At 61.8% G+C, this 13,017-nt stretch carries 12 protein-coding genes; 3 read left to right on the forward strand and 9 right to left on the reverse strand.

The window, feature by feature from the left end; all coding sequences use genetic code 11:
• Nucleotide 1: 1 nt before the first annotated feature.
• The gene (gene relB, locus IE166_RS06915; RefSeq protein WP_189502720.1) at nt 2-232 is read right to left on the reverse strand and encodes a type II toxin-antitoxin system RelB family antitoxin; all 231 of its coding nucleotides are present in this window, start codon (nt 230-232) and stop codon (nt 2-4) included.
• Between the two features lie 59 nt (nt 233-291).
• Nucleotides 292-1,941, reverse strand: coding sequence for an energy-dependent translational throttle protein EttA (gene ettA / locus IE166_RS06920; protein ID WP_189502721.1), 1,650 nt, complete (start codon nt 1,939-1,941; stop codon nt 292-294).
• A 111-nt stretch (nt 1,942-2,052) separates the two neighbouring features.
• On the opposite strand from ettA, the gene IE166_RS06925 reads away from it, so the two are divergent.
• The 3 genes from IE166_RS06925 (at nt 2,053) to IE166_RS06935 (ending at nt 5,511) form a co-directional block, all read left to right on the forward strand.
• Nucleotides 2,053-2,985 (forward strand): alpha/beta fold hydrolase, encoded by a 933-nt coding sequence (locus IE166_RS06925; protein ID WP_189502722.1) that lies wholly within the window; start codon nt 2,053-2,055, stop codon nt 2,983-2,985.
• Nucleotides 2,986-3,040: 55 nt separating this feature from the next.
• Nucleotides 3,041-4,690, forward strand: coding sequence for a thiamine pyrophosphate-binding protein (locus IE166_RS06930; protein WP_189502723.1), 1,650 nt, complete (start codon nt 3,041-3,043; stop codon nt 4,688-4,690).
• 122 nt (nt 4,691-4,812) lie between these two features.
• On the forward strand, nt 4,813-5,511 hold the full coding sequence (locus tag IE166_RS06935) for a TerC family protein (protein WP_189502724.1): 699 nt from the start codon (nt 4,813-4,815) through the stop codon (nt 5,509-5,511).
• Between the two features lie 77 nt (nt 5,512-5,588).
• Here the strand turns inward: IE166_RS06935 and IE166_RS06940 are convergent, their stop codons facing one another.
• The 7 genes from IE166_RS06940 to IE166_RS06970 all read right to left on the reverse strand — a co-directional run bounded on the left by IE166_RS06940 (nt 5,589) and on the right by IE166_RS06970 (nt 12,989).
• A complete protein-coding gene (locus IE166_RS06940) occupies nt 5,589-6,560 on the reverse strand; it encodes an ABC transporter substrate-binding protein (RefSeq protein ID WP_189502725.1) in 972 nt (323 codons plus the stop codon).
• Between the two features lie 20 nt (nt 6,561-6,580).
• Nucleotides 6,581-7,717, reverse strand: coding sequence for an ABC transporter permease (locus IE166_RS06945; protein ID WP_189503277.1), 1,137 nt, complete (start codon nt 7,715-7,717; stop codon nt 6,581-6,583).
• Entirely contained in the window at nt 7,717-8,556 is an 840-nt protein-coding gene (locus IE166_RS06950; protein ID WP_385965126.1) for an ABC transporter permease, read from the reverse strand. Before IE166_RS06950 ends, IE166_RS06945 begins: the two co-directional genes overlap by 1 nt.
• A 54-nt stretch (nt 8,557-8,610) precedes the next feature.
• Nucleotides 8,611-9,426, reverse strand: a complete 816-nt coding sequence (locus IE166_RS06955) for an ABC transporter ATP-binding protein (protein WP_189503278.1) — start codon at nt 9,424-9,426, stop codon at nt 8,611-8,613.
• A 15-nt stretch (nt 9,427-9,441) separates the two neighbouring features.
• Nucleotides 9,442-10,893 (reverse strand): dihydropyrimidinase, encoded by a 1,452-nt coding sequence (gene hydA, locus IE166_RS06960; RefSeq protein WP_189502727.1) that lies wholly within the window; start codon nt 10,891-10,893, stop codon nt 9,442-9,444.
• Nucleotides 10,894-10,938: 45 nt separating this feature from the next.
• A complete protein-coding gene (locus IE166_RS06965) occupies nt 10,939-11,361 on the reverse strand; it encodes an endonuclease domain-containing protein (protein ID WP_189502728.1) in 423 nt (140 codons plus the stop codon).
• A 377-nt stretch (nt 11,362-11,738) separates the two neighbouring features.
• The gene (locus IE166_RS06970; protein ID WP_189502729.1) at nt 11,739-12,989 is read right to left on the reverse strand and encodes a Zn-dependent hydrolase; all 1,251 of its coding nucleotides are present in this window, start codon (nt 12,987-12,989) and stop codon (nt 11,739-11,741) included.
• Nucleotides 12,990-13,017: the final 28 nt, after the last annotated feature.

Consider the following 13,017-nt stretch of genomic DNA (forward strand, 5'->3'; position numbering starts at 1 on the left):
GCTAATTGCGCTTCAGGTCGGCGGGATCAAGACCCAGGTTCTCTACGACCTCGTCAAAGGAAACGTATTCCGGATCGTCGCTCAGCCGCTCACGAACGAGATACAGATCCTCCAGATCATCGATGTGCTCGACGATGGCTTCACGCGCGTAGAAGCTCTTTGTCCGACCGGTCTTTCGGGCAAGATCTTCCAAACGCTGTTCCAGTTCGGCTGGAAGTCGCAAAGCTAACATGAGAGGCGCTCCAATTTGCTATACAGGTATAGCGCTAAGGGGCGCCTCGCAATGTCGCTTTAGCGCGTCAGCCGCTTGTAGGTAACGCGGCTTGGGTTCACCGCTTCCGGTCCAAGGCGGCGGACCTTGTCCTTCTCGTATTCCTCGAAGTTGCCTTCGAACCATTCCACATGGCTGTCGCCTTCGAAGGCGAGCATGTGGGTGGCCATGCGGTCGAGGAACATGCGATCGTGGCTGATGATCACCGCGCAGCCTGCATAGGCTTCCAGGGCATCTTCGAGCGCGCCGAGGGTTTCGGTGTCGAGATCGTTGGTCGGTTCGTCGAGCAGCAGGACGTTGCCGCCGTTCTTCAGCATCTTGGCGAGGTGGACGCGGTTGCGCTGACCACCCGACAGGTTGCCGACCTTCTGCTGCTGGTCGCCGCCCCGGAAATTGAAGGACGAGCAGTAAGCGCGGCTGTTCACTTCGTGCTTGCCGAGCTTGATGACTTCGGCGCCGCCGGAAATCTCTTCCCAAACGGTTTTGTTCGGGTCGAGCGCGTCACGGCTCTGATCGACATAGCCGAGCTTCACGGTCTCGCCGACGCGGATCGTGCCGTCATCGGGCGTTTCCTGGCCGGTGATCATCTTGAACATCGTGGTCTTGCCCGCGCCGTTCGGACCGATGACGCCGACGATGCCGCCCGGAGGCAGCTTGAAGTTCAGGTCCTCGATCAGCAAACGATCGCCAAAGCTCTTGTCGAGATCGGTGACCTCGATAACGACCTGACCGAGACGCTCGCCGGCCGGAATGACGATCTGCGTATCGGTGGGGCGACGGCTGTCTGCCTGTTCAACCAGATCCTCATAGGCCTTGATGCGGGCCTTTGACTTGGTCTGACGCGCCTTGGGGCTGGATGCGATCCATTCGCGCTCACGCCAGATCGCTTTCTGGCGCGAATCGTCTTCGCGGCCTTCCTGGATCAGGCGCTTGGCCTTGGCATCGAGATACTTGGTGTAGTTGCCCTCGTAAGGAATGCCGCGGCCGCGATCGAGCTCGAGGATCCAGCCTGTGACATTGTCGAGGAAGTAGCGATCGTGGGTGATGATCATCACCGCACCAGGATAAGCGCGCAGGTGCTTTTCCAGCCAGGCGGTGGTCTCGGCGTCCAGATGGTTGGTCGGCTCGTCGAGGAGGAGCAGGTCCGGCTGCTGCAGAAGCAAGCGGCACAGTGCCACGCGGCGACGTTCGCCACCCGAAAGCTGCGTCACGTCAGCATCGGACGGCGGGCAGCGCAGCGCTTCCATCGCCATCTCGACTTGCTGTTCGAGATCCCACAGATTTTGGGCGTCGATGATGTCCTGCAGCTTGGCGGCCTCGTCGGCCGTTTCATCCGAGTAGTTCATCATGAGTTCGTTGTAGCGGTCGATGATCGCCGTCTTCTTGGCGACGCCTTCCATGACGTTGCCTTTGACGTTGAGCGCCGGATCGAGCTCGGGCTCCTGCGCCAGATAGCCGACGGTCGCGCCTTCAGCGAGCCAGGCTTCGCCGGTCCACTCCTTGTCGAGGCCGGCCATGATCTTCAGGACGGTCGACTTACCGGCGCCGTTCGGGCCGAGGATACCGATCTTGGCATCCGGGTAGAAAGACAGATGAAGGTTTTCGAGCACCTTCTTGGTGCCATAGGCCTTGGACAGGCCGGACATATGATAGATGAACTGGCGTGCCATTGCGCGCTATTCCAATCCCTGATCGTGCGGTGAATTGCGCGCTATGTAAGCCAAAGGGAGGATCGGGGCAATGCGTAAGGGCAGATGGCGGCACGCCTGTGGGAACCGGGTATGAGTTTCGACCGGGTCGAGACGTTCCACACGCCGTCCGATGCGGCTTTGCGGCTCTATCGCAAGGAGGCGCAGGAGCCGCGCGGCGTGGTGCAGATCAACCACGGCCTTGCTGAACATGCCGGGCGCTATGCGCGGTTTGCTCAAGCGCTGGCTGAACGCGGCTATCATACGCTGGCGCATGATCATCGCGGACACGGTGCGACCACGGCACCTGGCGCGCCGCTCGGCCGCTTCGCGCAGACTGACGGCGCGCGGCTGGTGCTGGAGGATGCGGCGGCCGTGCTTGATCTGGCCGCCAAGGACTATCCTGGACTGCTGGTGATCTGCTTCGGCCATTCCATGGGCGGGCTGATCGCGCTCAACCTCGTGCAGCGCTTTCCCGAAAAGATGCAGGCCGCTGCAATCTGGAACGCCAATTTTTCAGCCGGTCTGCAGGGCCGCCTCGCCCGTGCCCTGCTTGGCTTGGAGCGCTTTCGTATGGGCTCGGACGTGCCCTCGCAGATCCTGCCTCGGCTGACTTTTCGCGCCTGGGGCAAGGCCATTCCGCATGCCCGCACGGAGTTCGACTGGTTGAGCCACGATGCCTCCGAGGTCGACGCTTACATTGCCGATCCGCTTTGCGGGTGGGACGCTAGTGTGTCTCTATGGCAGGACCTGTTCGCGCTGATCTTTGCCGGCGCGGATGATGCCGGGTTCAAGTCAGTGCCTAGAACCCTGCCACTGCAGTTGGTCGGCGGGCTGGAAGATCCCGCGACCGAGGACGGAAAGGCCACGCGCGCTCTGGCAGAAAGGCTGGAGCAGCTCGGCTTTTCGAATCTGAAAACAAGGCTTTACGAGCGAACGCGCCACGAATCCCTCAACGAGTTGAATCGAAACATCATCACCGCTGATTTCCTGGCCTGGGCGGATCGCGTCACCGCAACGCGGTGACAGCCGGCTTCAGGCTTGTTAGGCAAGCACCATCAGAGCTTGTGGGGGGACCAGCATGCAGACCGGCGGACAGCTTATCGTCGACGCACTTGAGGCAAACGGCGTCAAACAGATCTATTGCGTGCCGGGCGAAAGCTACCTCGCCGTCCTTGATGCGCTGCATGATTCCCTTATCGACACTATCATCTGCCGCCAGGAAGGCGGCGCGGCGATGATGGCCGACAGCGAAGGCCGACTGACCGGCCGGCCCGGTATCTGCTTCGTGACGCGCGGCCCCGGCGCCACCAACGCTTCGCCCGGCATTCACATCGCGATGCAGGATTCGGTGCCGATGATCCTGTTCGTCGGCCAGATCGCGCGTGGCATCAGGCATCGTGAGGCGTTTCAGGAAGTCGACTACAAGGCGGTGTTCGGATCGCTGGCCAAGTGGGTTGTCGAGATCGAAGACGCAGCGCGCATTCCTGAACTCGTGACGCGCGCGTTTGCCGTGGCCACCTCCGGCCGTCCCGGACCGGTCGTCATCGCTTTGCCCGAAGACATGCTGCTGGACGAGGTCGAGGCGCCGGCGGCCTTGCCCTATACGCCGGTGGAAACCGTGCCGGGTGCGGGGCAGATGAGCGAGTTGCAGGCGCTGCTCGAAAAGGCCGAGCGACCCTTCGTCATTCTCGGCGGCACGCGCTGGAGCGAGAGTTCCGTTGCCGCCTTCACCAAGGCCGTGGAAAGCTGGAACCTGCCGGTCGGCTGCTCCTTCCGCCGCCAGATGCTGTTCGACAGCAGCCATCCAAACTATGCCGGCGATGTCGGCATTGGGCCGAACCCAAAGCTGGCAGCCGCGATCAAGCAGGCCGATCTCGTGCTGCTGGTTGGCGGGCGCTTCGGCGAGATGCCGTCTTCCGACTACACGCTGATCAAAAGCCCCTACCCCGATCAGACGCTGGTGCATGTGCATGCGGACGCCAATGAGCTTGGCCGCGTGTATCGTCCGACGCTCGCCATCAACGCCTCGCCGGAGGCCTTCGCACAAGCCTTTGCCGCGCTGAAGCCGAAGGCGGCGCCGGCTTGGAATGAGAACACCAAGGCGCTCAATCAAGCCTATCTCGCCTGGTCGACGCCGCCGCAGACCGGCCCCGGCGCGGTGCAGATGGGACCGATTATGCAGCATCTCGGCGAGGTGCTCGGCGAGGACGCCATTCTGTGCAACGGTGCGGGCAACTACGCGACCTGGATCCACCGCTTCCACAAGTTCCGCCGCTATGCCACGCAAGCCGCCCCCACATCCGGCTCGATGGGCTACGGCACGCCGGCCGCCGTTGCCGCCAAGCGCCTGTTCCCGGAACGCGACGTGATCGCCTTTGCCGGCGACGGCTGCTTCTTGATGAACGGACAGGAGTTCGCTACCGCCATCCAGTACGACCTGCCGATCATCGTGATCGTCGTGAACAACGGCATCTACGGCACGATCCGCATGCATCAGGAGCGGGAATATCCGGGCCGCGTCTCCGGCACGACGCTCAACAATCCGGACTTCGCCGCTCTGGCGCGGGCTTACGGCGGGCATGGCGAGACGGTCGAGACGACCGCCGACTTCGCACCGGCTTTTCAGAGGGCGAGAACAAGCGGCAAGCCGGCAGTTATCGAGATCAAGCTGGATCCAGAAGCGCTGACGCCGACCCGGACCTTGAGCGACATACGGAACAGGCGGTAATTTGGGTCAAGATTTGGAGATCTTCCTTCGCATTTGATCTTGGCACTTGCCTCGATCCGCCGTTAAAAGCCTCACACAGATGTCAGGCCACGTGAGACTGACGTGAGGGGTGAAAGCGACTAATGGAAATCTTTACCGCCGCCGGCTTTTGGGCCCTGCTTCAAGTCATGGCGATCGATCTGGTCTTGGCAGGCGACAATGCGATCGTCATAGGCCTGGCGGCCGCTGGCCTTCCAGCAGACCAGCGCAAGAAAGCCATTCTCGTCGGCATCATTGCCGCAACCGTTTTGCGCATCGGCTTTGCGCTCATCACGTCCTGGCTGCTTGCCATCGGGCCCATCTTGCTGATTGCCGGCGGTCTCTTGCTGCTCTGGGTCTGCTGGAAGATGTATCGCGAACTGAGCGTTTCTCCAGCGGAAGAAGACGAAGCGCATGAGGCGCTCGAAGGTCGCGACGACGGCATTCCACATGGCAAGCGCAAGACCTTCGCCCAAGCCGCATGGCAGATCGTCATCGCCGACGTTTCGATGTCCCTCGACAACGTGCTGGCTGTGGCTGGTGCGGCGATGGAGCATCCGACCGTTCTGATCGTAGGCTTGGTGCTTTCAATCGCCTTGATGGGATTCGCGGCAACCTTTGTCGCGCGGCTCCTGCACAAGTATCGCTGGATCGCCTGGCTCGGCCTGCTGGTTATTCTGTATGTCGCGATCAAGATGCTGGCTGAAGGCGCGATCGGCGAGTTTCCGGAGCAGCTTGGCTTCCTTGAAACCTATCTCGGCTGGGCTGGCATCCACGGTCCGGGCGCGGCCGCCGCGCACTGATCCGGGTGGATCACAGCACGAAGATGCAAAAAGGGCGGCCTGGAGCCGCCCTTTTCTTTGATTGATGAAGCACTGGCCTATTTGCTGGCGGCGTCGAAGATCTCTGTGGTGTAGCCACCTTCCGGCGCCTTGCTCACGATCTTCTGGTCCACCACCAGCTTGGCCGTGCGCTCGTAAGCGGCCGGATCGAGCTTGCCGGATGCGTCGCCAAGCAGCTTGGCGACTTCGCCCATCATGCGCTTCTGATGGTTTTCGTCCTGGCCGCCAGCGTCGACCACGATCTCGGCAGCCTCGTCCGGGTTTTCCATGGCGTATTTCCAGCCCTTCATGGAGGCCTTCACGAAGCGCGCCATCTTGTCCTTGAAGGCCGCGTCCGAGAGCTTGTCTTCCATGACGTAGAGGCCGTCTTCCAGCATGTCGTTGCCGAGCTGGGTGTAGTTGAAGACGAGCAGGTCTTCCGCCTTGAAGCCGGCATCGATCGCCTGCCAGTATTCGTTGTAGGTCATGACCGAGATGCAGTCGGCCTGCTTCTGGACGAGCGGCTGCACGTCGAAGGACTGCTTCAGAACGGTCACGCCGTCCGGCCCGCCTTCGGTCGATAGTCCGAGCTTGTTCATCCAGCCATAGAACGGGTACTCGTTGCCGAAGAACCAGACGCCAAGCGTCTTGCCCTTGAAGTCAGCCTCGGTTTTCACCGGACCATCCTTGGGGCAGATCATCTCCAGCCCAGACTTCTGGTAAGGCTGCGCGATGTTGATCAGCTTCACGCCCTTGTCGCGCGCAGCGAGTGCAGGGGCCATCCAGTCCACGATCACATCGGCGCCGCCACCGGCGATCACCTGTTCCGGCGCGATGTCCGGCCCACCCGGCTTGATCGTGACGTCGAGGTTTTCCTCGTCGTAGAAGCCTTTTTCCTCGGCCACGTAATAACCCGCGAACTGCGACTGCGTGACCCACTTCAGCTGCAAGGTGACCTCGTCGGCCGCAAAGGCCGGCAGGGCCGCCATCGACAGCGCGCTCGCCATCAGAATTCCCGTCAGACGCTTCATTTTTCTTGTTCCCTCTGAAGTTACGCCTTCCCGTTCCGGAAAGACGGATGCCAGAACGTGACGGCTCTCTCCACCAAAGCCACCCCGCCATAAAACAGCGAGCCGATGATCGCGGCCACTGCGATTTCCGCCCAGACCATGTCGACATTCATGCGCCCGACTTCGGTCGAAATGCGGAAACCCATGCCCACCACAGGCGTGCCGAAAAACTCAGCCACGATCGCGCCGATCAGCGCCAGAGTCGAGTTGATCTTGAGCGCGTTGAAAACGAACGGGCCGGCGGCCGGCAAGCGCAGCTTGAACAAGGTCTGCCAGTAGCCAGCCGCATAGGTGCGCATCAGATCGCGTTCCATGGTGGAGGTGACGGCGAGCCCCGCTACCGTGTTCACCAACATGGGGAAGAAGGTCATGATGACCACGACGGCGGCCTTGGACTGCCAGTCGAAGCCAAACCACATCACCATGATCGGCGCGATGCCGATCATGGGCAGGGCCGAAACGAGGTTGCCGATCGGCAGCAGGCCGCGCCGCATGAACGGGAAGCGGTCGGCAAGGATCGCCGCGACGAAGCCCGATGCACAGCCCATGAGGTAGCCGGCAAGCACCGCCTTGAAGATGGTCTGGTTCACGTCTGCCGCTATGACCGATAGCGAGAATATCAGCTTAGTAAATACGGCACTTGGTGGCGGGAGGAGGATGAAGGGGATGCCGAGGCCGCGCGTGACCGCTTCCCAGATGATCAGGATCCAGGCGCCGAAGATCGCGGGGATGATCAGCGCAAGGATGATGCGCCCGGCACGGCTGCGCGGCTGAAGGCCGGACAAGATCTCAACGCAGCGCCAGGCAAGCAGCCAGCAGGCCGCGAGAACAACATAAAAACCCGGCCGCGCCAGTCCGTTTTCATCCGAAATGAGGGTGAAAAGAAAGACGGTGGCGAGATGGGCGCACAAGAACAAAACAATGCCACGCCACAAGCGCGATCGCATGAAGGTATCGGCCCCGATGCCGGCTAAGAGAAACCCGTAGACCAGGATCAGCGTGGTCCATGCGACCGCCGGCGCCGTCATGGCGATCGGCACATTGGCCAAGGGCAGCTGGAAGAGTGCCGCCAGAAGGAGGAGCACGGCGACGAGGGATTGCCACGATAAAGCGCGCATCATGACGGTCGCGCTCCCATTCGGCGTTGCACGATGGCGCCGACGACATCGACTGCGGTAACCAGAAGCACGGCCACGAGGCTGCCGGCAACGAGGGCCGCGAACATGTCGATCGTCTGGCTGTAATAAGAGCCGGCGAGCAGCTTGGAACCGATGCCGGCGACCGCACCCGTGGGCAATTCGCCGACGATGGCGCCAACGAGACTCGCCGCGATTGCCACCTTCATGGACGCAAACAGGAACGGCACGGAAGCCGGCAGTCGGAGCTTCCAGAAGGTCTGCGCTTTCGAGGCATGATAGGTGTGCATGAGATCGAGATTGATGATCTCGGGCGAGCGCAAGCCCTTCACCATGCCGACCGCGACGGGGAAGAAGGACAGATAGGTCGAGATCAGCGCCTTGGGCAGCAGGCCGGTGAGGTTCACCGCCGCCAGAACCACGATGATCATGGGCGCCAACGCCAGAATGGGGATTGTCTGCGACGCGATGATCCAGGGCATGAGGCTGCGATCGAGCGAGGTGAAATGCACGATGCCGACGGCGATCAGGATGCCCAGCACCGTGCCGATCACGAAGCCGAGCAGGGTCGAAGAAAGTGTCACGCCCGCATGATAGATCAGGCTGCGATTGCTGGTGATCTTCCGAAGAAACGTGTTCTCGAAGAAGTTGGTGGCGACCTGATGCGGCGCGGGCAGCGTCGGCTTGGGCTGCGTCATGGTCGCGATGAACAAGTCACCGCTGGAGCGCGTCACCCCTGCCCTTCGGTCGAGGTCGCGCTGGAACGGCGCATTCATGAAGTAAGTGCCGGCATACCAGATCGCAACGATCGCGATCAGCATGACCAGAACGGGGATGATCCTGTTGCCGCGTGCCTCGCTCATGGCTTTACGCGCCTAATCATCATAGGAATGGCCGGCGCGCAGACCGTCGCGGACGCGCGCGGCGATGGCGAGAAATTCTGGCGTTTCGCGGATATCGAGCGGGCGCTCACGCGGCAGGGTGGACTCGATCACATCCGTCACGCGCCCCGGTCGCGGCGACATCACGACGATGCGCGTTGAGAGATAAACGGCTTCCGGTATGGAGTGGGTCACGAAGCAGATCGTCTTTTCCGTGCGCGCCCAAAGCTGCAACAGCTGCTCGTTGAGGTGATCGCGCACGATCTCGTCCAGCGCGCCGAAGGGTTCGTCCATCAGCAGAAGATCGGCATCGAACGACAAAGCGCGGGCGATGGAGGCGCGCTGCTGCATGCCGCCCGAGAGCTGCCACGGAAACTTCTTCTCGAAGCCGGTGAGGTTCACCAGCGCCAAAGTGCGGGCGATACGCTCGCGCTTTTCCGCATCCGAGAAGCCCATGATCTCCAGGGGTAGCGCGACGTTCTTTTCGATCGTGCGCCAGGGATAAAGTGCCGCCGCCTGGAAGACATAGCCATAAGCACGCCGCTCGCGCGCTTCACGCGGGCTCATGCCGTTGATGCTGATCGTGCCGTCGGTCGGCTGTTCGAGATCGGCGATGACACGCAAGAAGGTTGTCTTGCCGCAGCCCGACGGGCCGATAAAGGAAACGAACTCGCCCTTGTTGATGGTAAGATTGACGTCCGAAAGCGCGCGCACCGGGCCGTCATTGGTCTGGAAGGTGAGCCCAAGCCCCGCCGCCGAAATGACGGAGGGCGCAGAGACGGTGGCGTGGCTGGGTTGGCTGGCCTGCATGTCCATGAAGGGTTGTCAAACTCCCGACACGGGAATGCCCGCGCGCTCGACCTTGCGCGGTGCTGTGATTTCCTTCCAGGTCGACAGCGCGCGGTTGACGGCGGCGAAAGGCTCGCGCGCCACGAACTCGCCATGACCGGGCTTGGCGTCGACCTTGTCTTCGGTGATCGCCAACTCGCCCCTCGTGAACACGAAGCGCGGCAGGCCGGTGACTTCGACACCTTCGAAGACGTTGTAATCGATCACCGACTGCTGGTTGCCGGCCGAGATCGTCTTGGAGCGCTTCGGATCCCACACGATGATGTCGGCGTCCGACCCCTCAAGGATCGCGCCCTTCTTGGGATACATGTTGAGGATCTTGGCGATGTTGGTGGAGGTCACCGCCACGAACTCGTTCATGGTCAGCCGCCCGGTGACGACGCCGCGTGTCCACAGAACCGGGAGCCGGTCTTCCAAGCCGCCGGTGCCGTTCGGGATCTTGGTGAAATCGTTGAGGCCGGTGCGCTTCTGTTCGGTCGTGAAGGCGCAGTGATCGGTCGCGACGACCTGCAGGGAGCCGGATTGCAGGCCGGCCCAGAGCGAATCCTGATGCTGCTTGTTGCGAAAGGGCGGGCTCATCACGCGCCGCGCGGCATGGTCCCAGTCTTTGTTGAAGTACTCGGTTTCGTCGAGCACGAGGTGCTGGATCAGCGGCTCGCCGAAAACGCGCATGCCCTTCTGGCGCGCGCGGCGAATGGCTTCGTGGCTCTGCTCGCAGGAGACATGCACGACATAGAGCGGCGAGTTGGCCATATCGGCGATCATGATCGCGCGGTTGGTCGCCTCGCCCTCGACTTCCGCCGGGCGTGAATAGGCATGGGCTTCCGGCCCGTTGTTGCCGGCGGCAAGCAGCTTCTGGCTGAGCGCCGCGACCACATCGCCATTTTCGGCGTGAACCAGCGGCAGCGCGCCGAGGTCGCTACAGCGCTGGAAGGACGAGAACATCTCGTCATCATCCACCATCAGCGACCCCTTATAGGCCATGAAGTGCTTGAACGTGTTGATGCCGCGATCGACCACTTGCGACATCTCGTTGAAGACCTGCTCGCCCCACCAGGTGATCGCCATGTGGAAGGTGTAGTCGGTCGCAGCTTTTACCGACTTGTTGTCCCACATCTTGATCGCATCAAGCAGCGACTGGCCGGGGTTGGGCAAGCAGAAATCCACCACCATCGTGGTACCGCCGGCAAGGGCGGCACGCGTGCCGCTTTCGAAATCATCGGCGGAATAGGTGCCCATGAACGGCATTTCGAGATGGGTGTGCGGATCGATCCCGCCGGGCATCACATAGCAGCCGGTCGCGTCGAAGCTCTCGTCGCCGGACAGGTTCTGGCCAATCTTGCTGATGACGCCGCCCTCGATCAGCACATCCGCCTTGTAGGTGCGGTCTGCGGTGACGATCGTGCCGTTCTTGATGACTTTGGACATGGAGTTCCCCGTGTTTTTATTGCCCGTCAAAGATGGTCGCTTTCGCTAGGTTGGAGCGAGGTTGGCTGGTGTGTGAGCGACACCTTGGAAGACAGGTGAAAAGCGTCTGGTGACGGCGAGTTCGGATAGAAGCTGCTCCACGCAACCGTCGAACTCGTCTGAAATCTCGCCGGTTGTGAACCGCAGGACACGATAGCCAGCGTTTCGCAGCCAGGCGTCGCGCGCGGCATCACGCCGAAGGCCGGAGGGCGTAAAATGATGCTCGCCATCGACTTCTATGACCAGTCGATGCGCGTGGATGGCGAAGTCAACGGTGTAGGGACCGAGCGGAACCTGCTTGCGGGCATGGATGCCATACCATTGGCGGAACTGTTTTAGCTCTGCCCAGAGTTTCTTTTCGCCGTCGGTCATGGATCGGCGGAATTGCCGGGCGCGCTTGATGGCTTGGGTGGTTATCTCCGTGGGCATCAGGATGCCTGCGCCTTGGTGGGAGAGGTGGTGCGCTTCAGGGACCCCCACCCCTTACCCCTCCCCTCAAGGGGGAGGGGGATTCTGGGGCCGAAGCGCCAGACGAATACACTGTCGAGCTGAGCGCGACGGAGACGCTTCCCTCCCCCTTGAGGGGAGGGATAAAGGGTGGGGGTAGCCTCACGCCAAGCTCCAAACATCGTCAGCCGCCCTACCCCCTGAGACGTTGGACGATGATCATGACCCATGTGGAGGTCGAACTGCCAGTCGAAGACGTTGCTCAGCGAAGCGCGACGGTGACGCCTCCCTCCCCCTTGAGGGGAGGGATAAAGGGTGGGGGTTCCTTCGCGCCAAGCTCCAAACATCATCAGCCGCCCCTACCCCACGATCTCCGCCGTTTCCAAAACGGCATGAAACAGCACATCACAGCCCGCCCCTGCCCATTGCTTCGATATCTCCTCCGCCTCGTTGTGGCTCAAGCCATCCACGCAAGGGCAGAAGATCATTGCGGTTGGTGCGACGCGGTTGATCCAGCAGGCGTCGTGGCCAGCGCCTGAAACGATGTCGCGATGGGTGTAGCCGAGCCGGTCGGCGGCATCGCGCACGGCTTTGACGCAGGTTTCGTCGAAGGTGACCGGATCGAAATGGCCGACCTGCTCGACCTCGGCGGTGATTTCCAGCGCCTCGCAGATGGTCACGATGCCGTCACGGATCCGGGCATCCATTTCGTCCAGCGTTTCCTTGTCGGGCGAGCGGATGTCGATCGTGAAGACGGTCTTGGCTGCGATGATGTTGCGGGAGTTCGGATAGACTTCCATATGGCCGATCGCGCCGACCGCGTCCGGCTGGTAGTCCATGGCGATCTCATGCACGAGCTCGGTGATGCGGGCCATGCCGAGGCCGGCATTGCGGCGTTTGGGCATGGGGGTCGAGCCGGTATGCGCTTCCTTGCCGGTAAGCGTGACCTGCAGCCATTTCAGACCCTGGCCGTGGGTGACGACGCCGATGTCAAGGCCTTCGTCTTCGAGGATCGGGCCCTGCTCGATATGCAGCTCGAAGAACGCCTTCATCTTGCGCGCGCCGACCGGCTCCTCGCCCTTCCAGCCAATCCGCTCCAGCTCGTCGCCGAAGCGCTTGCCCTTGGCGTCGGTACGGTCATAGGCATAGTCCTGTTCCAGCACGCCAGCGAACACGCCGGACGCGAGCATTGCCGGGGCGAAACGGGCGCCCTCCTCGTTGGTCCAGTTGGTTATGACGATCGGGTGCCTGGTCTTGATGCCGAGATCATCAAGCGAGCGGATGACTTCGAGCCCGCCCAGCACACCTAGTACACCGTCGAACTTGCCGCCGGTGGGCTGCGTATCGAGATGGCTGCCGACATAGACCGGCAGGGCATCCGCATCCGTACCTTCGCGGCGGAAGAACATGGTGCCCATCTCGTCCACGCCCATGGAAAGGCCGGCAGCCTCGCACCACGACTGGAAGAGCTTGCGACCTTCCGCGTCTTCATCGGTCAACGTTTGGCGGTTGTTGCCGCCAGCGATGCCAGGGCCGATCCTGGCCATGTCCATCAGGCTGTCCCAAAGCCGGTCGGAATTGATGCGAAGGTTCTCGCCGGGCGCGGCCATTCATTGCTCCCCAAAGCAACTTCGTTGC

Source organism: Tianweitania populi (assembly GCF_014652875.1).
Taxonomy (GTDB): Bacteria; Pseudomonadota; Alphaproteobacteria; order Rhizobiales; family Rhizobiaceae; genus Tianweitania; species Tianweitania populi.

Coding starts and splice junctions, on each gene's coding strand:
- relB (WP_189502720.1), bottom strand. CDS start 232: ATGTTAGCTTTGCGACTTCCAGCCGAACTGGAACAGCGTTTGGAAGAT.
- ettA (WP_189502721.1), bottom strand. CDS start 1,941: ATGGCACGCCAGTTCATCTATCATATGTCCGGCCTGTCCAAGGCCTAT.
- IE166_RS06925 (WP_189502722.1), top strand. CDS start 2,053: ATGAGTTTCGACCGGGTCGAGACGTTCCACACGCCGTCCGATGCGGCT.
- IE166_RS06930 (WP_189502723.1), top strand. CDS start 3,041: ATGCAGACCGGCGGACAGCTTATCGTCGACGCACTTGAGGCAAACGGC.
- IE166_RS06935 (WP_189502724.1), top strand. CDS start 4,813: ATGGAAATCTTTACCGCCGCCGGCTTTTGGGCCCTGCTTCAAGTCATG.
- IE166_RS06940 (WP_189502725.1), bottom strand. CDS start 6,560: ATGAAGCGTCTGACGGGAATTCTGATGGCGAGCGCGCTGTCGATGGCG.
- IE166_RS06945 (WP_189503277.1), bottom strand. CDS start 7,717: ATGCGCGCTTTATCGTGGCAATCCCTCGTCGCCGTGCTCCTCCTTCTG.
- IE166_RS06950 (WP_385965126.1), bottom strand. CDS start 8,556: ATGCTGATCGCGATCGTTGCGATCTGGTATGCCGGCACTTACTTCATG.
- IE166_RS06955 (WP_189503278.1), bottom strand. CDS start 9,426: ATGCAGGCCAGCCAACCCAGCCACGCCACCGTCTCTGCGCCCTCCGTC.
- hydA (WP_189502727.1), bottom strand. CDS start 10,893: ATGTCCAAAGTCATCAAGAACGGCACGATCGTCACCGCAGACCGCACC.
- IE166_RS06965 (WP_189502728.1), bottom strand. CDS start 11,361: ATGCCCACGGAGATAACCACCCAAGCCATCAAGCGCGCCCGGCAATTC.
- IE166_RS06970 (WP_189502729.1), bottom strand. CDS start 12,989: ATGGCCGCGCCCGGCGAGAACCTTCGCATCAATTCCGACCGGCTTTGG.